A 21,098-nucleotide genomic window follows, 5' to 3' on the forward strand; every position below is an offset into this window, starting at 1 on the left:
CTGTAGCAATTCCGTCCGTCTCATCGCCACCTCCTGGGTGAACAATGAAACCGGACAGATCACGTGCTACAAGTCCGGACAGTTTATGTGCTCCCTACACACGGAAGGCCCGGAATTTGACGCCATCCTGGCTGACCAACAGAATCCGCGCTTACCCGCCGACCTCCAGGCTCGACCACCGCTGCCTGCCCGCGCAGCACTCACCGCAACACCGCCCCACGGAATTCACATGAGACGCGCCCCAGCCGCTGCACTCCCTGGCCCCGAACCCAGTCAGCGCCACGACTGGCAGACGCTGAAGAGCCTCTTCCCCTTCATCTGGGCCTACAAGGGACGGGTACTGTTCGCCCTCGCCTGTCTGGTCGCGGCCAAGGGCGCCAACGTGTCGGTGCCGATCATCTTCAAGCACCTGATCGATGACCTCACGATCACCCCGGAACAGGCCTTCATCGTGGTGCCGGCCGCGCTGCTGCTGGCCTATGGCGCACTGCGCTTCTCGACCTCGCTGCTGACCGAGCTGCGCGAGGTGGTGTTCGCACGCGTGACCCAGCAGGCGGTGCGCGAGATCTCGCTACGCGTGTTTCGCCACCTGCACGCGCTGTCGCTGCGCTTCCACCTCGAGCGCCAGACCGGCGGTCTCACCCGCGACATCGAACGCGGCACGCGCTCGATCGGCTCGCTGATCAGCTACACGCTGTATTCCATCCTGCCGACGCTGATCGAGATCGGCATGGTGATCGGCATCCTGCTGGTCAATTACGACGCGGTGTTCGCGCTCATCACGCTGTCCGCGCTGACGATCTACATCGTGTTCACCGTCAAGGTGACGAACTGGCGCACCGCGCTGCGGCGCGAGGCCAACGAGCTCGACTCCGCCGCCAACGCGCGCGCGATCGACAGCCTGATCAACTACGAGACGGTGAAGTACTTCAACAACGAGGAGTTCGAGGCGCGGCGCTACGACGAGCAGTTGCAGAAGTGGACCAAGGCCCAGGTCACCAACCAGTACTCACTGTCGGCGCTCAACGTCGGCCAGGCGGCGATCATCGCGGTCGCGGTCACCGCGATGATGTGGCAGGCGGCCGACCGCGTGGCCAGCGGCGAGATGACGATCGGCGACATCGTGCTGGTCAACGCCTTCATGATCCAGCTCTACATCCCGCTCAACTTCCTCGGCGTGCTGTACCGCGAGATCCGCCAGTCGCTCACCGACATCGAGCGCATGTTCGGCCTCATGCACACCCACCGCGAGATCGCCGACGCGCCCGACGCCCATACGCTGCCCACCGGCCCGGCGAGCGTGCGCTTCGAGAACGTGAGCTTCGCCTACGACGCCAAGCGCCCGATCCTGTTCGACGTGGATTTCGACATCCCCGCCGGCAGCACGGTGGCGGTGGTCGGCCACTCCGGCTCGGGCAAGTCGACGCTCGCCCGCCTGCTGTACCGCTTCTACGACGTGCAGGGCGGCGCGATCCGCATCGACGGCCACGACCTGCGCAGCCTCACCCAGGACAGCCTGCGCGCGGCGATCGGCATCGTCCCCCAGGACACGGTGCTGTTCAACGACACGCTGTACTACAACATCCACTACGGCCGCCCCACGGCCAGCCGCGACGAGGTCGAGGCCGCCGCGCGCGCCGCGCAGCTCGAAGACTTCATCCGCCAGTTGCCGGAAGGCTACGAGACCCGCGTCGGCGAGCGCGGGCTGAAACTATCGGGCGGTGAGAAGCAGCGCGTCGCGATTGCGCGTGCACTGTTGAAGAACCCGGCGATCCTGATCTTCGACGAGGCCACCTCGGCGCTGGACTCGAAGACCGAGAAGGCCATCCAGGCGCAGATCGAGCGCGCCGCAGAAGGACGCACTGCGCTGGTGATCGCGCATCGGCTGTCGACGATCATGAGTGCGGACGAGATCATCGTGCTGGACAAGGGGCGCATCGTCGAGCGCGGCCGCCATACCTCGCTGCTGGCGCAAGGCGGTGCCTATGCGCAGATGTGGATGCTGCAGCAGCAGGAAGAGGCTGCGATTGCCCTCGGCGACGAGGGCGCGCACGCCAAATCGTTCGGCGCAGCCGCGGGCGGCGTGGCATAAACTGAAAGCATCCATCCCCCACCCAGGCCTGCATGGACGCCCACGACAGTTTTCCCTTCCTGAAGGAAATCATCCTCTTCCTTGCGCTCAGTGGCGTGTTGATGCCGCTGCTCTCGCGCCTGAAGATCAATCCGGTGCTCGGCTTCCTGTCCGTGGGCGTGCTGCTTGGCCCGTACGGCCTCGCTTCGCTCGCACAGGCCTGGCCGCCCCTGTCGTGGTTCACCTTCGTGCGCCCGGACCAGGTCGCCTTCCTTGCCGAACTCGGCGTGATCTTCCTGATGTTCATGATCGGCCTGGAGCTATCCGTCGAGCGCCTGTGGTCGATGCGCCGGATGGTATTCGGACTGGGCGGGCTGCAGGTCGTGCTCTCCGCAGTGGCGATCGGCGGGCTGGCGATGGCCTTCGGCAACGGTATCGAGGCTGCGGTCATCCTCGGCGTGGTGATCGCCTTCTCCTCGACCGCGATCGTCATGCAGTTGCTGATCCAGCGCCGCGAGCTTGGCACGCCGCTTGGCCAGTCCGCATTCGCAATCCTGCTCTTCCAGGATCTCGCGGTGGTGCCACTGCTGGTACTGATCAGCATTCTCGGTACCTCTTCCGGCGAAGGCAGCTTCGCCGGACTGCTCGGCTACGCGGTCGTCAAGGGCGTGCTCACGGTCGTGGTGATCTACCTTGTCGGACGGCGGCTGGTGCGACCGCTGTTCCACCAGATCGCGGTGGACAAGCAACCCGACACCTTCACCGCACTCACCCTGCTGACCACCCTCGGCGTGGCGGCGCTGACCTGGTTCGCGGGACTCTCGATGGCGCTGGGAGCACTCCTGGCCGGTCTGATCATCGCCGAAACCGAGTTCCGCCACGAGGTCGAGATCACCATCGAACCCTTCAAGGGCCTGCTGATGGGTCTTTTCTTCATGTCCGTGGGCATGGGCATCGACCTGCGTGCGCTGCTCGCGGAGCCGGTGTGGATTCCGCTGTCGATAGTGGGCCTGCTCGCGCTGAAGAGCCTGATCGTGTTCGTGCTGCTGCGGGTGTTCGGCCTGTCCTGGGGGCGCGCTGCAGAGGGCGGGCTGCTGCTGAGCCAGGGCGGCGAGTTCGCCTTCATCGTGATCGGCATGGCGCTCGGCCTCGGACTGCTCGAGCGCCAGACCGGCCAGTTCATGCTGATCGTGGTCGGCGTCTCGATGCTGGCGGCGCCGGTGGTGGCGCGTCTGGGCCAGAGCCTGGGCGACGCCATCGACCGCCGCATTGCCACACCGGAGCCCGAAGGAGAGGACACGGGTATCGGCGAACTGTACGGTCATGTGATCATCGCCGGCTATGGCCGGGTCGGTCAGCTCGTGGGGCAGATGCTCGACCAGCAAGGTGTGCGCTACGTTGCGATCGAGAACAACGCCCAGCTCGTTGCCCACCAACGCAAGGCCGGCACGCCCCTGGTGTTCGGGGATGCCAGCCGGCCCGAACTGCTGCGCAAGCTGCGCATCGACGAGGCACGTGCCGTGGTGCTGACCATGGACCACACCGCAGCGGCGATCCACGCCGTGCATGCCGTAAGGCGGATGGTGCCGATGATGCGCATCATCGCCCGCGCACGCGACGAGAAGCACGCACTGCTGCTGCGCGAGGCCGGCGCCTCGGTGGTCGTACCCGAAACCCTGGAGTCCAGCCTCAAGCTCACCAGTTGGGTCCTCGAAACGCTCGGCGTGCCGCCAGAGGCCGCGCTGCGCCAGCTCGAGCAGGAGCGCGAGCGACGTATCGTGGCCTTGCGCGATTGCTGCACACCCGGGCCATAATCCGCCCCTCAGCACCCCTCAACGGCCCTCGTTTGCCCTGAACAACCCGCCGCCCCGCAGCCCTGCCGCGACCGACCGCTCGACCAACCAACTCGCCCGAATCCGCTCTCCGCCATGCGCAAACCCCGCATCGCCCTCCTCGCCACCGGTGGCACCATCGCCGGCACCGCCGATTCGGCCGCCGACACCCGCAGCTACGTTGCCGGTCAGCTTGGGATCGAGGCCCTGCTCGAGGCCGTCCCGCCCCTCACCCGGCTGGCCGAGCTGGTGCCCGAGCAGCTATTCAGCCTCGACAGCCGCGACATCACGCCACAGCACTGGCTGCTGCTGTCGCGCCGGGTGCAGGCGCTGGCCGAGGACCCGGCGATCGACGGTATCGTGATCACACACGGGACCGATACGCTGGAAGAGACGGCGTATTTCCTGCACATCACCGTCGCCACCAACAAGCCAGTGGTCATGACGGCTGCGATGCGACCCGCCACTGCACTGTCGGCAGACGGCCCGCTCAACCTCTACCAGGCGGTGGCGCTGGCATGCAGGCCGGCGGCCGGCCGCGCGGGGGTGCTCGCGGTACTGGGCGACCGCATCCTGCCCGCAGCCTGTACGAGCAAGCGCCACCCCTCGGCGGTGGATGCCTTCGCGCATGCCGAGGCCCTCACCGTGCTGGCAAGCGACGCTGCACTGCAGGCCCTGGCGCCTTACCGGTACAGCCGCATATCGATCGCACCCGACACGCAGGCGCTACCTCCGGTGGAGCTGCTGACGGTCGCGGCCGGCAGTTCACCCGCCCTCGCCTCGGCGGTTGCCCGCGCGCTTGCCAAGGCCAGCCTGCTGACCGGGGCTGCGGGACTGGTGCTGGCACTGCCGGGCAACGCCAGCCTCCCGGACGCCTGGCGCCCCGCGCTCGAAGCCCTGCCAAACAACGTCCCCGTGGTGCTGGCGAGTCGCTGCGGCGGCGGGGTGAGCGCTCCGCGCGAAGCGCTCCCCGCCAACTGGCTCAGCCCAGGGCCACTCGATGCGCTCAAGGCACGCGTGCGCCTGATCGCAGGCCTGGGGGGCGGTCTGCGCGGCGCGCGGCTGCGGCGCTGGTTCGAGCGCTGCTGAGCGCGCACCCTGCATCACAAGCCCGGATCGGAGCCTCCGCCGGCAACCGCAGCCTCGACCATGCGCCGCGACAGCTGCGGCGCAAACCCCTCGATGAAGGCATACACGTAGGCACGCAACCAGGCCCGCTTGCGCAGCCCGATGCGCGTCGTGCTCGACTCGAACAGATGGGCGGCATCCACCATGCCCAGCTTGCGGTCCTCCGCCGGGTCGTAGGCCATGCGCGCGAGGATGCCGATGCCCAGGTCCATCTCCACGTACTTCTTGATCACGTCCGAGTCGATCGCGCTCAGCACAACGTTGGGCTTGAGGCCGCGTCCCAGGAAGGCCTTGTTGATCTGGCCACGCCCGGTGAATGCGTCGTCGTAGGTGATCAGGGGGTAGCGTGCGATCGCCTCCAGCGTGAGCGGCGCAGCCTGCAGGATGGGGTGACGGGGCGTGGCCACCACACAGCGGTTCCACTGGTAGCAGGGCAGCATCACGAGATCGTCATACTCGGCGATGGCCTCAGTCGCAATCGCGATATCGGCCGTGCCGTCCAGCGCCATCTCGCACACCTGGCGCGGATTGCCCTGATGCAGTTCCAGCCTGACCTGCGGATAGCGCTGCATGAAGCGGCGGATCACATCGGGCAGCACGTAGCGCGCCTGAGTGTGGGTGGTCGCGATCGAAAGGCTACCGACCGACTCGTTGGCAAACTCGTCGCCCACTTGCTGCAGGTTATCCAGGTCGCGCAACACGCGTTCGGCGATTGCAAGCACCGCACGCCCCGGCTCGGTGACCGCCACCAGGCGCTTGCCGTGCCGCGTGAAGATCTCGATACCAAGCTCGGATTCGAGCAGGCGGATCTGCTTCGAGACCCCGGGCTGCGAAGTGAATAGTGCATCGGCCGCATCGGATACGTTGAGCCCACGGCGGGCGACCTCATGCACATAGCGGAGTTGCTGCAGGTTCATTGGGCACCACATATAACAATGAGTTCTTAAAGTCTAACCTCAAACCGCTTCATGCGCTTAAACAGAGTGCTTACGATGCGCTGCACCATCCGGCACCGAAGCGCCGGCCCCATCCGGTCACGACAGAGAGAGCCATGTACCAGTACGACGAACACGACCAGCGCCTGCTCGACGAGCGCGTCGCCCAGTTTCGCGACCAGATGCGGCGCCACCTGGCCGGCGAGCTGCCCGATGACGAGTTCCGTCCGCTGCGCCTGCAGAACGGCCTCTACATCCAGCGCCACGCGCCGATGTTCCGCATCTCGGTGCCCTACGGCCACCTCGCCAGCCGCCAGCTTCGCAAGCTCGCCCACCTCGCACGCAGCTACGATCGCGGCTACGCCCACTTCACCACGCGCACCAACGTGCAGTTCAACTGGCCCAAGCTGGAAGACGTGCCGGAGATGCTCGCCGAGTTGGCCAGCGTGCAGATGCACGCCAACCAGACCTCGGGCAACTGCATCCGCAACATCACCGCCGACCCCTTCGCCGGCGTGGCAGCCGACGAGGTCGCCGATCCTCGCCCCTTCGCCGAGATCCTGCGCCAGTGGGCGACCTACAACCCGGAGTTCGCCTTCCTGCCGCGCAAGTTCAAGATCGCCTTCAACAGCGCGGCTGAAGACCGCGTGGTGCTGCGCGTCTACGACATCGGCCTCGACCTGGTGCGCAACGACGCCGGTGAACTAGGCTTTCGCGTGCTGGTGGGCGGCGGCCTCGGCCGCACCCCGATCCTGGGCGAGGAGATCAAGCCCTTCCTGCCCTGGCAGCACCTGATCAGCTACTGCGAGGCCATCCTGCGCGTCTATAACCGCTGGGGCCGCCGCGACAACCTGTGGAAGGCGCGCATCAAGATCCTCGTGAAGGCGCTCGGGCCAGAAGAGTTCGGCCGCCAGGTCGAAGAGGAGTGGGCGAACTCCAAGGACGGCCCCAACACGATCACCGAGGCCGAACTGGCCCGCGTGTCAGCCCACTTCGCTCCCCCCGCCTACGAAGCCCTCCCCGCGCAGGACGCCGCCTTCGACGAACTGCTCGCCGGCAACAAGGCCTTCGCCACCTGGATCAAGCGCAACGTGCGCGCCCACCGCCAGCCCGGCTACGCCGCGGTGGTCCTGTCGCTGAAGAAGACCGGCACCGCCCCAGGTGACGTCACAGCCGAACAAATGGACGCAATCGCCGACCTCGCCGAGCGCTTCAGCTTCGGTGAGGCGCGCATGCTGCACGAGCAGAACGTCGCGCTCGCCGACGTGCGCCGCACCGACCTCTTCGCGCTGTGGCAGGCGGCGCGCGAGGCCGGGCTGGCGACACCGAACATCGGCCTGCTGACCGACATCATCTGCTGCCCCGGCGGCGACTTCTGCAGCCTCGCCAACGCGCGCTCGATCCCGGTCGCCGACGCCATCCAGCGCCGCTTCGACGACCTCGACTACCAGCACGACATCGGCGAGATCGAGCTCAACATCTCCGGCTGCATGAACTCCTGCGGCCACCACCACGTCGGCCACATCGGCATCCTCGGCGTCGATAAGAACGACGAGGAGTGGTACCAGATCACCGTCGGCGGCACCCAGGGCAACGGCACCACGCTCGGCAAGGTGATCGGCCCGTCGTTTGCACAGGATGAGGTGGTCGACGTGATCGAGAAGCTGCTCGAAACCTATGTCGAACTGCGCCATGAAGACGAGCGCTTCATCGACACCGTACAACGCGTCGGCACCGAGCCCTTCAAGGCCCGCGTGTATGCCGACCGCCAGCCGCAAAGGAAAGCCGCCCATGTCTGACAGGATCCTGAAGAACGGTCGCGTCATCGAAGATGACCGCCTGATCGTCCAGCTCGCCGAGGGTGAAGCCGCAGCCGACATCGCCGTGCCTGCCGGCCCGGTGCTGGTGCCGCTTGCCGTATGGCAGGCCCGCCGTGACGAACTCCTGGCGCGTGCACGCAGCGGCGCCCTGGGCGTATGGCTGGCCGCCGGCGAGGAGGTCGCCGCGCTGGCCGCCGATCTGGAGGTGCTGCAGGTCATCGGCCTGCACTTCCCCAAGTTCACCGACGGCCGCAGCTATTCGGCCGCCACCCTGCTGCGCAGCCGATACGGCTACCAGGGCGAGCTGCGTGCGATCGGCGAGGTCCTGCGCGACCAGTTCAACTACATGACACGCTGCGGCTTCGATGCCCTGCAGCCTCGCGCCGGCCGCTACACCGCCGAACAGCTCGAAGCGGCGATCGCCAGCATCGATGACTTCACCCAGCCCTACCAGCGCTCCGTGAAGGATCCGTTGCCGCTGTTCCGCCGCGTCGAGCGCGGGGCCGACCCACAGGTGCAGCCATGAGCGCTAGCGTCTCGATCCTGCGTCCGGCGGCCGCCAACCCAGCCACCAACCCGGCCACCCGACCGCCCCTGACCGACGCCCTGCACACCACGGTCGGCGCCAAGGCGGCCACGGCCCTGGCACTGCTGCGCGAGGCAGTGGCCGAGTTCGGGGCGCAGGGCGAGCTCGCCTTCGCCAACAGCTTTGGCGCCGAGGACATGGTGCTGACCGACCTGATCCTGTCGCACGCGCTGCCGATCACCGTGTTCTCGCTCGACACCGGCCGCCTGCCCGCCGAAACCTACAGCCTGATCGGCGAGGTCGAACGCCGCTACGGCCGCAAGCTCGAGATCTACTTCCCCGACGCCGGCGCGGTCGAGGCCTACGTGCGCAGCCATGGCATCAACGCCTTCTACGACTCGGTCGAGCTGCGCAAGGCCTGCTGCGGCGTGCGCAAGATGGAACCGCTGCGTCGCGCGCTCGCCGGCCGCAAAGCCTGGATCACCGGCCTGCGCGCCGCCCAGTCGGTGACCCGCGCCGGCCTGCCGCTGCGCGAATTCGACGCCGGCAACGGACTGGAGAAGCTCAACCCGCTGTCGGACTGGACGGAGACCGAGGTGTGGGCCTATATCCGGATCAACGAGGTTCCCTACAACGCGCTCCACGACCAGTTCTACCCCAGCATCGGCTGCGCCCCCTGCACGCGCGCCATCGCCGCCGGTGAGGACGTGCGCGCCGGACGCTGGTGGTGGGAGAACCCCGAGACCAAGGAGTGCGGACTGCACGCCAAGGAGGGTTGAGACCATGAACGGCAAGCATCCCGCCCAAGCCCCGCGCAGCCCGGCGATCGGCGCCGGCCGCCGCAGCCTGCAGCATCGCCTCGACGCCCTGAGTGCCGGACTGAAGGCCGCGCTGCGCGCGCTCAGAACACATCCGATCAAGCATCCGCAACGGTAAACGCACCATGTCCACGCTGACCAAACAGACGCTGTCCCACCTCGACTGGCTCGAGGCCGAAGCCATCCACATCCTGCGCGAAGTTGCCGGCCAGTGCGCCAACCCGGTGCTGCTGTTCTCCGGCGGCAAGGACTCGATCTGCCTGCTGCGCCTGGCCGAGAAGGCCTTCCGCCCGGGCCGCTTCCCCTTCCCGCTGATGCACATCGACACCGGCCACAACTACAAGGAAGTGACCGACTTCCGCGACAAGCGCGCAGCCGAGCTGGGCGAACGCCTGATCGTGCGCTCGGTGGAGGACTCGATGGCACGTGGCACGGTGGTGCTGAAGCACGCCGGCGAGTCGCGCAACAAGCACCAGTCGGTGACGCTGCTGGAGGCGATCGAGGAGTTCGGCTTCGACGCCTGCATCGGCGGCGCCCGCCGCGACGAGGAGAAGGCGCGCGCGAAGGAACGGATCATGAGCTTCCGCGACGAGTTCGGTCAGTGGGACCCGAAGAACCAGCGTCCCGAGTTGTGGAATCTGTACAACGCGCGTTCGCACAAGGGCGAGAACATCCGTGCCTTCCCGATCAGCAACTGGACCGAGCTCGATGTGTGGCAGTACATCGCCCGCGAACAACTGGAGTTGCCGTCGATCTACTTCGCCCACACCCGTCCGGTGGTGCGCAGGAGCGGGCTGCTGCAGCCGGTGACCGACGTAACCCCGGCCAGGGATGGCGACGTGGTGGAGGACGTGCTGGTGCGCTTCCGCACCGTGGGCGACATCACCTGCACGGCGCCTGTGGAGTCGGATGCGGATACGGTGGAGAAGATCCTCGCCGAGACCGCGACGACGACGATCACCGAGCGCGGCGCGACGCGGATGGATGACCAGACCTCGGAAGCGTCAATGGAGCAGCGCAAGAAAGAAGGCTACTTCTGACCATCACGCTACGTAGCCGGGGGCATGTCGGGTAATCCTGGAGAAGGCGAGGATTGTCTAAGCGCGAAGCGCGCTCATTTGCGTACCCTCCGCCAAGCACCGCGTAGCGGTGCAGCCTTCGGAAGGAATACCCGGCGGGGCCACGGCGGTTCGCCGGCACCACCCTTAAGAAAGATTGAAGGAATAATGACCATGTCCGCCCTTGAGCACCTCCCCGATATCGACAACGGCCTGCTGCGCTTCCTCACCTGCGGCAGCGTAGACGACGGCAAAAGCACCCTGATCGGGCGCCTCCTGTTCGACACCAAGACCATCCTCGCCGACACCCTCAACGCCATCGAGAAGACCTCCGCCAAGCGTGGCATGAGCGCGGTCGACCTCTCCCTTCTGACCGACGGCCTCCAGGCCGAGCGCGAGCAGGGCATCACCATCGACGTCGCCTACCGCTACTTCTCCACCGGCCGGCGCAAGTACATCATCGCCGACGCCCCCGGCCACGAGCAGTACACCCGCAACATGGTGACCGCAGCGTCCACCGCCAACCTCGCCATCATCCTCATCGATGCGCGCAAGGGCGTGCTCACCCAGACCCGCCGCCACTCCTACCTCGCCAGCCTGGTCGGCATCCCCCACCTGGTGGTCGCGGTCAACAAGATGGACCTCGTCGACTACGACGAGGCCGTGTTCGAACGCATCAAGGCCGACTACCTCGCCTTCGCCGCCAGGCTCGGCATCAATGACGTGCGCTTCATCCCGATTTCGGCGCTGGCCGGCGACATGATCGTCGATCGCGGCGAGCGCCTCGCCTGGTACGACGGCCCCACGCTCCTCGACATCCTCGAGAACGCCCCCGCCGCCCACACCGAGCAGGCTGAGGACTTCCGCTTCCCGGTGCAGTACGTGTGCCGCCCGCAGGACTCGGCCAACCCGGATCTGCACGATTACCGTGGCTTCATGGGGCGCGTCGAGTCCGGCGAGATCGCCGTCGGCGACGCCGTCACCGTGCTGCCCTCGGGCGCCACCAGCCGCATCAAGCGCATCGAGCTCGGCGGCGCAAGCCTGCCGCGTGCCATCCACGAGCAGTCGGTGACCCTGTTGCTGGAAGACGAGATCGACATCTCGCGCGGCGACCTCATCGTCAAGTCGGCCGAGGCGCCCGCACCGGTCAAGCAGATCGACGCCACGGTGTGCTGGCTGTCCGAGACGCCGCTGTCGCCAGCGCGCACCTATCTCGTGCGCCACACCACGCGCGAGGTGAAGGCCAAGGTCGCCCGGATCGATTACCGGCTGGACGTGAACACGCTGGAGAGAGAAGAGACCAGCGGCCTCGCGATGAACGACATCGCCCGCGTCAGCCTCAAGCTCGCGCAGCCGATCGTCGCCGACCGCTATAAGGCCAACCGCGCCACCGGCGCCTTCATTCTCATCGACGAGAGCACGAACAACACGGTGGGCGCGGGCATGATCGGCTAACCGGCAGGCCGTCCGCACGTCGAACCGCGCGGACAGCCATACTTGACGAGGCATGCATCGAAAACAAAGCGGCGCGGCGGAGCGCTCGACAGCACGAGGAATTCACGCTGCATGAATAAAGCATATGGAATACAATGCATTTCGCATTTTCCATATGGCATCGCACGCACCCCATAGCAGGATTCAGGATCGGGGGTGCATCGAGCGATGCCTTCCCGTTTCCAAGGAAGCCCTCCGATGCTCAAGCGAATTGCCCTCGTCTCCGTAACCGCCCTCGTCCTTTCCGGCTGCGCGGCCACCCATGTCGCGATCAGCAAGCGTGACCTCGATGTCCAGACCAAGATGTCGGACACGGTTTTCCTTGATCCGGTCGGTTCGGACAAGAAAACCATCTTCGTGCAGATCCGCAACACTTCGGACAAACCCGATCTGTCCGTCCACGCGGAAATCCTCTCCGCCATCGAGGCCAAGGGCTACCGTGTCATGCAGGATCCGGAGGCGGCGCACTACATCCTGCAGGCCAACATCCTTCAGGTCGGCAAGTCTGCCCCGACGGCGATGGAGGCCGCGATCAACCAGGGCTACGGCGTTTCCGCAGCTGGCGGGCTGATGCTCGCGTCGGGTGCGGCCTACGTCGGCGGCGCCAGCGGCCGCGGCATCGCGGCAGCCGGCCTGGTGGGTGCGCTCGCCGAAGGCATTGCCGGCGCCGCGGTCAAGGACGTCTACTTCTCGATGGTCACCGACCTCCAGATCAAGGAGCGGATGGCCGGCACCGGCAAGGCCAAGGTCAGCTCCAGGCACAAGCTGCGCCAGGGTAACAGCGGCGCGTCCGAGGTCAGCTACGCGGAAGAGTCGAGCTACAAGACCTACCAGACCCGCATCGGCTCGACCGCCAACAAGGTCAACCTTGCCTTCGAAGAAGCGCTCCCCGAACTGAAGAAGGGTCTCATTACCTCGATCTCCGGCCTGTTCTGAGAGGGCTCCGACCCTCCCGCCCCGCGCAAGCTGGCGGAAGGACTGGACGGGACCCCGGTCCCATGGCGCCGTTGCATTCGGGAGGGCTCTGTCGATACTGTCGACCGTGCCCTTTTCCGTTCACCAATGCCCTGCAGATGACCGAACACCGCAAGCACGCCGTCGCAAACCCAGCCCGCACCCGCCTCGACAAATGGCTGTGGGCCGCGCGCTTCTTCAAACACCGCACCGGAGCCACCGAGGCCGTCGAGGGTGGCAAGGTCAAGCTCAATGGCGCTGCAGTGAAACCCGCGCGCGACGTGAAGACGGGCGACCGGCTCGACATCACCCTCGGCGAGGAGACCCGCACGGTGTTCGTGCGCGCAATCGCCGACAAACGTGGCTCGGCCACCGTGGCGCAGATGCTGTACGAGGAGACCGCCGAGAGCATCGAAGCGCGCGAACGCGCCCACGAGCTGAACAAGCTCGCCGCTGCACCAGGGGCAGACCTGCATGGGCGCCCGACAAAGCGCGACCGGCGCCGGATGGACCGATTCAGCGGATATTGAGGTTTCTTCCTCCCCCATCGCTGCAGCGAACTTGTGCAGTCGAACTACACTCCGAAAGACACGGGTGGCATCACGACCGCTCGTGGCGGACGACGGAGGCGATGGGATGAGCGCAAGCGCATTCGTACTGATGCGAAGACTTTTCAGCGTGGCGCCGATCCTCGCTGCCTTGCTGATGACCCTGGCCGGTACATCGGCGACACCCAGCGCGGGAGGCGCGCTGGTACTTCGCATGGACGGCGCGATCGGCCCGGCAAGCGCGGACTACCTTCACAAGGGCCTTGCGCGCGCAGCAGCGAGCGGCGCGCAAGTGGTGGTCATCGAGCTGGATACGCCTGGCGGCCTGGATGGCTCGATGCGCGCGATCATCAAGGACATCCTCGCCTCACCGGTGCCGGTGGCCACCTTCGTCGCGCCAGAGGGCGCGCGGGCGGCGAGCGCGGGCACCTACATCCTCTACGCCAGCCATATCGCGGCGATGGCGCCCGCCACCAATCTTGGCGCGGCCACGCCGGTGGCGATCGGCATTGGCGGCGCGCAGCCCGGGCGGAGGGCACCACTGGATGACGCGCCGCAGCCCGCGCAGGACGCAAGCGAGAAGGCCCAGGGCGCCGGCGATGCGCCCCGGGAGCAGGACCGTGCCTCCGATCATCCAGACGACGGAACAGGCGCGGATGTATCCGCCACCGGGCGCTCTGCCGCCGCCTCCCCCACGGCACCCGGCCATCGCGCAGCTGCGCCCACCGACGCGATGGCGGCTAAATCCATGTCCGACGCCACGGCCTACATCCGCAGTCTGGCGCAGCTACGAGGCCGGGACGTGGACTTCGCCGAACGCGCAGTGCGCGAAGCCGCCAGTCTTTCGGCCGAGGAAGCCCTGTCCCGGGGGGTGATCGAGTTCATCGCGTTCGACAGCCGGGATCTGCTCAACAGGCTCGATGGCCTCGAGGTTCCCGTACTCGACGGTACGCGCACGCTGGCCACCGCAGGCATCGGGATCCAACGGATGGAGCCGGACTGGCGTAGTCGCGTGCTCGCCGCGCTCGCCAACCCGCAAGTGGCGCTGATCCTGATGATGATCGGCATGTACGGACTGTTCTTCGAGTTCACCTCGCCCGGCTTCGGTGTACCCGGCGTGGCGGGCGCGATCTCGCTGCTGATCGCGCTCTATGCCTTCCAGCTGCTGCCGGTGAACTGGGCCGGCGTGCTCTTGCTGGCAGTGGGCGCGGCACTGATGCTGGCCGAGGCCTTCCTACCCAGCTTCGGTGTGCTGGGCGTGGGCGGCATCATCGCCTTCGTGGTCGGTGGCCTGTTCCTGATGGATGCGGACGTCCCTGGCTTCGGCGTGCCCGTCGCACTCATCGTCGGCATGGCGCTGGCGAGCGCGGCGATCATCATCGCCATCGGCACCTTCGCCGCGCGCAGCCTCCGCCGCCCGGTGGTGAGCGGCAGCGAGGAGATGCTCGGCACCCTCGGCACCATCACATCGACCGCCGAGGGCGGAGGCTGGTGGGTCCATGTGCACGGCGAGACCTGGCGCGCGCGCAGTGCCAGTAGCCTGAGGCCCGGACAGCAGGTACGCGTCGACCGTCTGGACGGCCTCACCCTTGAAGTTTCGCCCACGGCCGCACGGCCACACGACAGGAGCGCCTCATGTTGATCGATCTCCAGTTCGGGTTCGCCCCGCTCATCCTCCTCCTCGTCTTCCTCCTCTTCGCCGCACTGCGCGTACTGCGCGAGTACGAGCGCGGCGTCATCTTCATGCTCGGACGCTTCTGGCGGGTCAAGGGGCCCGGCCTGGTGATCGTGATCCCCGGCCTGCAGCAGATGGTGAAGGTCGACCTGCGCGTAGTCACCATGGACGTGCCCTCGCAGGACGTCATCTCCAGAGACAACGTCTCGGTCAAGGTGAATGCGGTGGTGTATTTCCGCGTCGTCGATCCGCAGAAGGCCATCATCCAGGTCGAGGACTACTTCAACGCCACCAGCCAGCTCGCCCAGACCACGCTGCGCGCGGTGCTCGGCAAGCACGAACTGGACGAGATGCTCTCCGAGCGCGAAAAGCTCAACACCGACGTGCAACAGATCCTCGACGCACAGACCGATGCCTGGGGCATCAAGGTCGCCAACGTGGAGATCAAACACGTAGACCTCAACGAAACCATGGTGCGCGCGATCGCCCGGCAGGCCGAGGCCGAACGCGAGCGGCGCGCCAAGGTAATCCACGCCGAAGGCGAGAAGCAGGCCGCCGAGGCGCTGCTCGAAGCCGCGCAGATGCTGTCACGCGACCCTGCCGCCATGCAGCTGCGCTACCTGCAGACGCTCACTCAGGTGGCAGGCGACAAGAGCTCGACGCTGGTGTTTCCGGTGCCTGTGGATCTGCTCGGCAAGCTGATGCGCCTTGATCCGGAGCGATCTGACCGAAATGCCTGAGGCGCCCGCCCTGCTCCGTCCGGTGCGCGGAGCGCTTGATCAGTCCAGCACGAGCGCAAGCGCGAGCGGCAGGAACACCGCCGCCGCGACGTTGCCGATCAACACCATGGAGGCCACCTTCCCTGGCTCCTGCTGGTAGCGCTCTGCAAACATGTAGTTGAGCACCGCGGGCGGCAGCGCACCGAACACGAGCATCAGCGCCTGTTCGCGCTGCGGCAGTTCGATCACCTGCATCACCGCCCACGCCAGCGCCATGCCCACCAGCGGTCGCGCCACGGCGCCGAACACACCGATTCCGATCGCGCCGATGCGCGAATCCGCCAGGCGCACCCCGAGGCCGAACAGCATGAGCGGGATGGAGATCTCGCCCAGCATGCGGATCGCGATGAGCAGCGGCGGCCAGACTTCGAAGTGGGTCAGGCTCACCATCAGCCCCGCGAACGTGGCCAGCACCGAGGGCACCCGCCACACCGTGAGCAGCCGCACGCGATGGTCCAGCAGCCAGGCGCCGAACGAGAAGTGGATCAGGTTCGACACCATGAACAGCACCACCATGGGCGCCAACGCGAGCTCGCCGAAGGCGAGCACCGCCAGCGGCAGACCCAGATTACCGCAATTGTTGAACATCAACGGCGGCACCAGGGTCTTGGGTTCGATACCGGTTGCCTTCGCCAGCCCCCAGGCCGCCAGCCCCGAGCCCACCACGACGACCGTCCCCGCCCCGATCAGGGGCAGGAAGGCGGCGACGTCGAAGGCCTTGTTGGCCAGCGCCGCGAACACCAGCGCCGGCACGAATACGTCCATGTTCAGCTTGTTGGCATGCGACAGGTCCGGCTTCGTGCGCCGGCCGACGAAGAATCCCAGGGCGGTGATGGAAAACAGCGGGAAGAGGATTTCGACGATGCGGATCAGCATTTGGCGGCTCGGGTCCGGGATTTGCGGTCGCTGCCACGAAGGCAGCCATCGAAAGGCAATCGCGGGCAAGTCCCTCCCACAGCAAAACCAGGCAGGTGCATCTGCCCGTGGGAGGGCGCTTGCCCGCGAACAGGCGCCGAAGCCGCTTAAAGCACGTAGCGCGCCAAGTCCTCGCGCTGCGCCAGCATGTCGAGGCGTGCGTCGACGTAGGCCGCGTCGACCACCACCGTCTGGGTTGCGCTACTACGACCCGCCTGAAAGGAAACCTCCTCGAGCAGTTTCTCCATCACCGTGTACAACCGGCGGGCACCGATGTTCTCGGTCTTCTCGTTCACCTGGAAGGCGATCTCGGCCAGGCGGCGGATACCCTCCGCGGTGAACTCGAGCTGGACACCGTCGGTTGCGAGCAGGGCCTCGTACTGACGCGTGAGGCAGGCGTCTGTGCTGGTGAGGATGCGGGCGAAATCTTCGACCGACAGCGATTCGAGCTCGACGCGGATCGGAAAGCGGCCCTGCAGTTCGGGGATCAGGTCCGAGGGCTTCGACAGGTGAAATGCACCGCTGGCGATGAACAGGATGTGATCGGTCTTGATCATGCCGTACTTGGTCGAAATCGTCGTTCCTTCGACCAGCGGCAGCAGATCGCGCTGCACGCCTTGGCGCGACACGTCGGCACCATGCGCGTCGGTGCGTGCGGCGATCTTGTCCACCTCGTCGAGGAACACGATGCCGTTCTGCTCGACCGAACGCACGGCCTCGAGCTTGACCTCCTCGTCGTTGATCAGGCGCGCAGCCTCTTCGTCGGCGAGCAACTTCATCGCCTCCCGGATCTGCAACTTGCGCTGCTTCTTCTTGCCGCCCCCCATGTTCTGAAACATGCCCTGGATCTGCTGGGTGAGCTCCTCCATGCCCGGCGGCGCAAAAATCTCCGCCTGCATGGAGGGGGCTGCGACCTCGATCTCGATCTCTTTGTCGTCGAGCTCGCCCTCGCGCAGCTTCTTGCGGAATTTCTGGCGTGTGGCCGAATCCTGTGTGGGCTCGGCTTCCGTGTTGAAGCCCACGGCACGCGCGGGTGGCAGCAGCGCATCGAGCACGCGATCCTCGGCTGCGTCCAGCGCGCGGTCGCGCACCGACTTCATCGCGCGCTCGCGGCCGTCCTTGATCGCAATCTCCATCAGGTCGCGGATGATGGTGTCCACGTCCCGGCCGACATAGCCAACCTCGGTGAACTTGGTCGCTTCGATCTTGATGAACGGCGCATTGGCCAGCCGCGCCAGGCGGCGCGCAATCTCGGTCTTGCCGACGCCGGTGGGGCCGATCATGAGGATGTTCTTGGGGGTGATCTCGCTGCGCAGCGGCTCGTCCACCTGGGCACGCCGCCAGCGGTTGCGCAACGCGATCGCAACGGCCTTCTTCGCCTTGTCCTGGCCGACGATGTGCTTGTCGAGTTCGGAGACGATCTCCGGCGGGGTCATCTGGGTCATGCGTTCAGCCTCAATCCAGCACTTCGATGGTGTGATGGTGATTGGTGTAGATGCACAGGTCGCCGGCAATGCCGAGCGCCTTGGACACGACTTCCTTGGGATCGAGTTCGGTGTTCTCGATCAGCGCACGCGCTGCAGCCTGGGCGTAGGCGCCACCGCTACCGATGGCAACGATGCCCTGCTCCGGTTCGAGCACGTCGCCATTGCCGGTGATCACGAGTGAATGCTCACGGTCGGCCACCGCCAGCATGGCCTCGAGCCGGCGCAGCATGCGGTCGGTGCGCCAGTCCTTGGCGAGCTCGACTGCGCTGCGCAGCAGGTTGCCCTGGTGCTTGTCGAGCTTGGCCTCGAACCGCTCGAACAAGGTGAAGGCATCCGCAGTGCCACCCGCGAAACCGGCAAGGATCTGACCGTTGTAGAGCGTGCGTACCTTGCGCGCCGAGGCCTTGATGACGATGTTGCCCAGGGTGACCTGGCCGTCCCCGCCAAGAGCGACGCGATTGCCGCGCCGCACCGACAGGATGGTGGTGCCGCGATATTGTTCCATGATGATTCCTCGCCGGCCCGGTGCCGGCGCTCAGGGTTTGCGGATGCAGGGATGGCTCGTACAGCTTGCTCAATGGCGCAGGGTGACCTTCGCCACCTGATCCACGCTCATCACGCGCAGCAAGCCCGCCACCATGGCGTTCACATTGACGAGACGCACGAGTTTACCCTGAGCCTGCAGGGTGACGAGAATGTTGAACAAGGTTCCGGCGCAGACGAAGTCGATCCGGCGCAGGCGCCGACAGTCCACCGTGAGCTCCCGGCGCTCGGCGGCAAAGACCGCCAGTTGCTTGAGGCTGTCGTTACCCGAGCCGCTGAGTTCGCCCTCGAAGACGAAGGCGTCGGACGCCGTGCTGACCGGCTCCGGCCGCGCCGGGGTCGGGGCCGCGCCGGCGTCCGTCTTAGCGGCGCGCTGCTCCCACGACGGAGGCGACTCTTCGAAGGTAACCGCAAAATCCACCGCGAGGTTTTCGAAGCGCGCCTGATCGCCGGCATACTGCAGCAGCTCGAGCAGCATCAACCAAGTGTCACGCTCCTCAGCCCGCCCAACGCTCAGCCGCTTCTCGAGCAGCGCCGCGAGCGAATCCACGTTGAGCAAGCTGAACTCGATGCGCTCGGCGGCGAGCTCCGCGAGCGTGCGCCGCCACACCCCGCAGCCTCCGTCATCCACGCCCTTGACCTTGCTGACGTCGATACGGATCCCGCCGCTACGCCGCCCGATCTGGGTGATCTGCTGAAACTGACGTTCGGCCGCGGCCGAAAGCTGGCCACTGAGGTTGATCAGCGGAAAGCCGCCAGCCCGTGGCCGGGCGCCCATGCCGGAAAGGTCCTCCCAGGGCGGCGGTGAGCGCTCGAAGCGCGTTGCGTAATCGATGACCCGCGATTCGAACCGCTCCGCCATGCCGCGCAGGCGAAGCAGATCCAGGAGCATCAACCAGGCCCCCTCGCCCACGTCGGCGCCCTCGCCGGTCACGGCCGGCTCGAGCAGGGCAAGCGCCTCCCCTTCGTTGCCATTGGCGTAGAGCACCGCGGCATCCTCGAACACGGCGCCGATACCGCCCCCGCACTCCTGGACCTCGACCTGCTCATCGCCATGCGCCGAATCGAAATTCAGCTCCGAGAGCTCTGTCGGAGGCGGCGCAGGCTCCTGAACGTTGGCGTGCACCTGCTCCGGAGCAAGCTCACGGGGGGTGTTCTTCCTGCCAAAAAAGGGAAGTGCCACAGTCGTATCCCAACCAATCGGTCCCGTCTCAGCGCCCCCGGCGGACACCGCCGGACAACCCTGAAACGGCGAACAACATTTTCAGAAAATTTCTTTCAAGACAGAGACTAAGGAGAAATTGTCAAAACAATCATCAACAATTGCAACACGCGTGCACCCACGAGAGAGGCTCGGCTAGAATGCTGCGATGCAACCACATAGCACGGTCTCCCGCGGGGCGAGCGCGACTTCTGCGCCGCAAGACGCCGGTGCTCGCAGCCATTTCTTGCGAGTCTATTACGAAGACACCGATGCGGGGGGCGTCGTGTACTACGCGAACTATCTCAAGTTCTGCGAAAGAGCCCGCACGGAGTGGCTTCGCGCACTCGGCGTCAGCCAGCAGGCACTGCTGTCGGAGGCCGGCATCGGCTTCGTCGTGCGCTCGGTGCAGGCGGATTTTCTGTCCCCTGCCCGTCTCGACGACGAACTCGAAGTGCAGACCCGCATCGAAAGCCTGCGCCGCGCAAGCATCGTCTTCAAGCAGTCGATCCTGCGTAGCGGGCAGCTGCTGTTTACCGCGCAGGCCCAGCTTGCCTGCGTCGACATGAAGCTAAACAAACCCACGGCGATCCCGCCCAACCTGCTCTCCTCGATCCGAAGCCAAGCATGACCGTCACGCACGACCTTTCCATCATCAGCCTGATCTCGCAGGCAAGCGTCCTCGTCCAGCTCGTGATGGCGCTGCTCGCCGCGCTTTCGCTCGTGTCGTGGTACTGGATCTTTCGCAAGTCCTTCCAGATCCGCCAGGCGCGTGCCGAAACCGACCGCTTCGAGCGCGAGTTCTGGAGCGGTGGCGATCTGAACACCCTGTACGAATCCGCCAGCCGCAACCAGGCTGAAGGCATGGAGCGCATCTTCGAGGCAGGCTACCGCGAGTTCACCAAGCTGCGCGCCAAGGGCCACGACCACGGCGCCACGCTCGACGGCGCGCGCCGCGCCATGCGCGCCACGCATCAGCGCGAGATCGACGACCTTGAAGCCCATCTCGCCTTCCTCGCCTCAGTGGGCTCGGTATCGCCCTACATCGGCCTTCTCGGTACCGTGTGGGGGATCATGAACTCCTTCCGCGGCCTCTCCAGCGTGGGTTCGGCCACCCTCGCCCAGGTTGCCCCGGGCATCGCGGAAGCACTGGTCGCCACCGCGATCGGCCTGTTTGCCGCAATCCCGGCCGTGGTCGCCTACAACCGCTTTGCACACGACATCGACCGCCTCGGCATCCGCTTCGAGAGCTTCATGGAGGAGTTCTCCAACATCCTGCAGCGCAACCTGCGCTGAGCGGACGGAGAGCGACCG

The 21,098-nt window shown here is 66.2% G+C and carries 20 protein-coding genes; 15 read left to right on the forward strand and 5 right to left on the reverse strand.

The features are described 5' to 3' along the window. The first annotated feature begins 229 nt into the window (after window positions 1-229). The 3 genes from ACPT9U_RS12160 to ACPT9U_RS12170 all read left to right on the forward strand — a co-directional run bounded on the left by ACPT9U_RS12160 (window position 230) and on the right by ACPT9U_RS12170 (window position 4,992). The gene (locus ACPT9U_RS12160; RefSeq protein ID WP_435751125.1) at window positions 230-2,092 is read left to right on the forward strand and encodes an ABCB family ABC transporter ATP-binding protein/permease; all 1,863 of its coding nucleotides are present in this window, start codon (window positions 230-232) and stop codon (window positions 2,090-2,092) included. A gap of 32 nt (window positions 2,093-2,124) precedes the next feature. Continuing rightward, window positions 2,125-3,885: a cation:proton antiporter domain-containing protein gene (locus ACPT9U_RS12165; RefSeq protein ID WP_435751126.1), complete on the forward strand. Its 1,761-nt coding sequence runs from the start codon at window positions 2,125-2,127 to the stop codon at window positions 3,883-3,885. Window positions 3,886-3,999: 114 nt separating this feature from the next. Beyond that, window positions 4,000-4,992: an asparaginase gene (locus tag ACPT9U_RS12170; protein ID WP_435751127.1), complete on the forward strand. Its 993-nt coding sequence runs from the start codon at window positions 4,000-4,002 to the stop codon at window positions 4,990-4,992. A gap of 14 nt (window positions 4,993-5,006) precedes the next feature. Here ACPT9U_RS12170 and cysB read toward each other — a convergent pair whose 3' ends face one another. Further along, window positions 5,007-5,948 carry an HTH-type transcriptional regulator CysB gene (gene cysB / locus ACPT9U_RS12175; protein WP_435751129.1) on the reverse strand — a complete coding sequence of 314 codons (942 nt, stop codon included), beginning with the start codon at window positions 5,946-5,948 and terminating at the stop codon, window positions 5,007-5,009. Window positions 5,949-6,082: 134 nt separating this feature from the next. On the opposite strand from cysB, the gene ACPT9U_RS12180 reads away from it, so the two are divergent. The 10 genes from ACPT9U_RS12180 to ACPT9U_RS12225 all read left to right on the forward strand — a co-directional run bounded on the left by ACPT9U_RS12180 (window position 6,083) and on the right by ACPT9U_RS12225 (window position 15,599). Further along, window positions 6,083-7,765, forward strand: a complete 1,683-nt coding sequence (locus ACPT9U_RS12180; RefSeq protein WP_435751130.1) for a nitrite/sulfite reductase — start codon at window positions 6,083-6,085, stop codon at window positions 7,763-7,765. Then, complete coding sequence (locus ACPT9U_RS12185; protein WP_435751131.1) at window positions 7,758-8,312, forward strand: DUF934 domain-containing protein; 555 nt, start codon at window positions 7,758-7,760, stop codon at window positions 8,310-8,312. Before ACPT9U_RS12180 ends, ACPT9U_RS12185 begins: the two co-directional genes overlap by 8 nt. Then, window positions 8,309-9,091 (forward strand): phosphoadenylyl-sulfate reductase, encoded by a 783-nt coding sequence (locus ACPT9U_RS12190; protein WP_435751132.1) that lies wholly within the window; start codon window positions 8,309-8,311, stop codon window positions 9,089-9,091. Before ACPT9U_RS12185 ends, ACPT9U_RS12190 begins: the two co-directional genes overlap by 4 nt. Window positions 9,092-9,095: 4 nt before the next feature. After that, a complete protein-coding gene (locus ACPT9U_RS12195) occupies window positions 9,096-9,248 on the forward strand; it encodes a hypothetical protein (protein WP_418364358.1) in 153 nt (50 codons plus the stop codon). A gap of 7 nt (window positions 9,249-9,255) precedes the next feature. Beyond that, complete coding sequence (gene cysD, locus ACPT9U_RS12200) at window positions 9,256-10,170, forward strand: sulfate adenylyltransferase subunit CysD (RefSeq protein ID WP_418364359.1); 915 nt, start codon at window positions 9,256-9,258, stop codon at window positions 10,168-10,170. 192 nt (window positions 10,171-10,362) lie between these two features. Then, the gene (gene cysN / locus ACPT9U_RS12205) at window positions 10,363-11,643 is read left to right on the forward strand and encodes a sulfate adenylyltransferase subunit CysN (RefSeq protein WP_418364360.1); all 1,281 of its coding nucleotides are present in this window, start codon (window positions 10,363-10,365) and stop codon (window positions 11,641-11,643) included. Window positions 11,644-11,880: 237 nt separating this feature from the next. Next, window positions 11,881-12,618, forward strand: coding sequence for a complement resistance protein TraT (locus tag ACPT9U_RS12210; RefSeq protein WP_435751133.1), 738 nt, complete (start codon window positions 11,881-11,883; stop codon window positions 12,616-12,618). A 137-nt stretch (window positions 12,619-12,755) separates the two neighbouring features. Beyond that, window positions 12,756-13,166 carry an RNA-binding S4 domain-containing protein gene (locus tag ACPT9U_RS12215; RefSeq protein ID WP_418365368.1) on the forward strand — a complete coding sequence of 137 codons (411 nt, stop codon included), beginning with the start codon at window positions 12,756-12,758 and terminating at the stop codon, window positions 13,164-13,166. 106 nt (window positions 13,167-13,272) lie between these two features. Continuing rightward, window positions 13,273-14,826: an NfeD family protein gene (locus ACPT9U_RS12220; RefSeq protein WP_435751134.1), complete on the forward strand. Its 1,554-nt coding sequence runs from the start codon at window positions 13,273-13,275 to the stop codon at window positions 14,824-14,826. Next, window positions 14,820-15,599, forward strand: a complete 780-nt coding sequence (locus tag ACPT9U_RS12225) for a slipin family protein (protein WP_418365366.1) — start codon at window positions 14,820-14,822, stop codon at window positions 15,597-15,599. The genes ACPT9U_RS12220 and ACPT9U_RS12225 overlap by 7 nt, the downstream gene beginning before the upstream one ends. Before the next feature lie 39 nt (window positions 15,600-15,638). On the opposite strand, the gene ACPT9U_RS12230 is transcribed toward ACPT9U_RS12225, so the two are convergent. The 4 genes from ACPT9U_RS12230 to ACPT9U_RS12245 form a co-directional block, all read right to left on the reverse strand. After that, complete coding sequence (locus tag ACPT9U_RS12230) at window positions 15,639-16,514, reverse strand: AEC family transporter (RefSeq protein WP_418365365.1); 876 nt, start codon at window positions 16,512-16,514, stop codon at window positions 15,639-15,641. 146 nt (window positions 16,515-16,660) lie between these two features. Continuing rightward, window positions 16,661-17,998, reverse strand: a complete 1,338-nt coding sequence (gene hslU / locus ACPT9U_RS12235) for an ATP-dependent protease ATPase subunit HslU (protein ID WP_435751135.1) — start codon at window positions 17,996-17,998, stop codon at window positions 16,661-16,663. A gap of 10 nt (window positions 17,999-18,008) precedes the next feature. Then, window positions 18,009-18,545, reverse strand: coding sequence for an ATP-dependent protease subunit HslV (hslV, locus tag ACPT9U_RS12240; protein WP_418365363.1), 537 nt, complete (start codon window positions 18,543-18,545; stop codon window positions 18,009-18,011). A 69-nt stretch (window positions 18,546-18,614) separates the two neighbouring features. Then, on the reverse strand, window positions 18,615-19,766 hold the full coding sequence (locus tag ACPT9U_RS12245) for an STAS domain-containing protein (protein WP_418365362.1): 1,152 nt from the start codon (window positions 19,764-19,766) through the stop codon (window positions 18,615-18,617). A gap of 187 nt (window positions 19,767-19,953) precedes the next feature. On the opposite strand from ACPT9U_RS12245, the gene ybgC reads away from it, so the two are divergent. Together ybgC and tolQ are read left to right on the forward strand one after the other, a co-directional pair. Next, window positions 19,954-20,415 carry a tol-pal system-associated acyl-CoA thioesterase gene (gene ybgC, locus ACPT9U_RS12250; protein ID WP_435751136.1) on the forward strand — a complete coding sequence of 154 codons (462 nt, stop codon included), beginning with the start codon at window positions 19,954-19,956 and terminating at the stop codon, window positions 20,413-20,415. After that, window positions 20,412-21,080 (forward strand): protein TolQ, encoded by a 669-nt coding sequence (gene tolQ / locus ACPT9U_RS12255; RefSeq protein WP_418365360.1) that lies wholly within the window; start codon window positions 20,412-20,414, stop codon window positions 21,078-21,080. The genes ybgC and tolQ overlap by 4 nt, the downstream gene beginning before the upstream one ends. The last annotated feature ends 18 nt before the right edge of the window (window positions 21,081-21,098 follow it).

This window comes from Thauera sp. AutoDN2 (assembly GCF_051280715.1).
In the GTDB taxonomy this organism is placed as follows: Bacteria; Pseudomonadota; Gammaproteobacteria; order Burkholderiales; family Rhodocyclaceae; genus Thauera.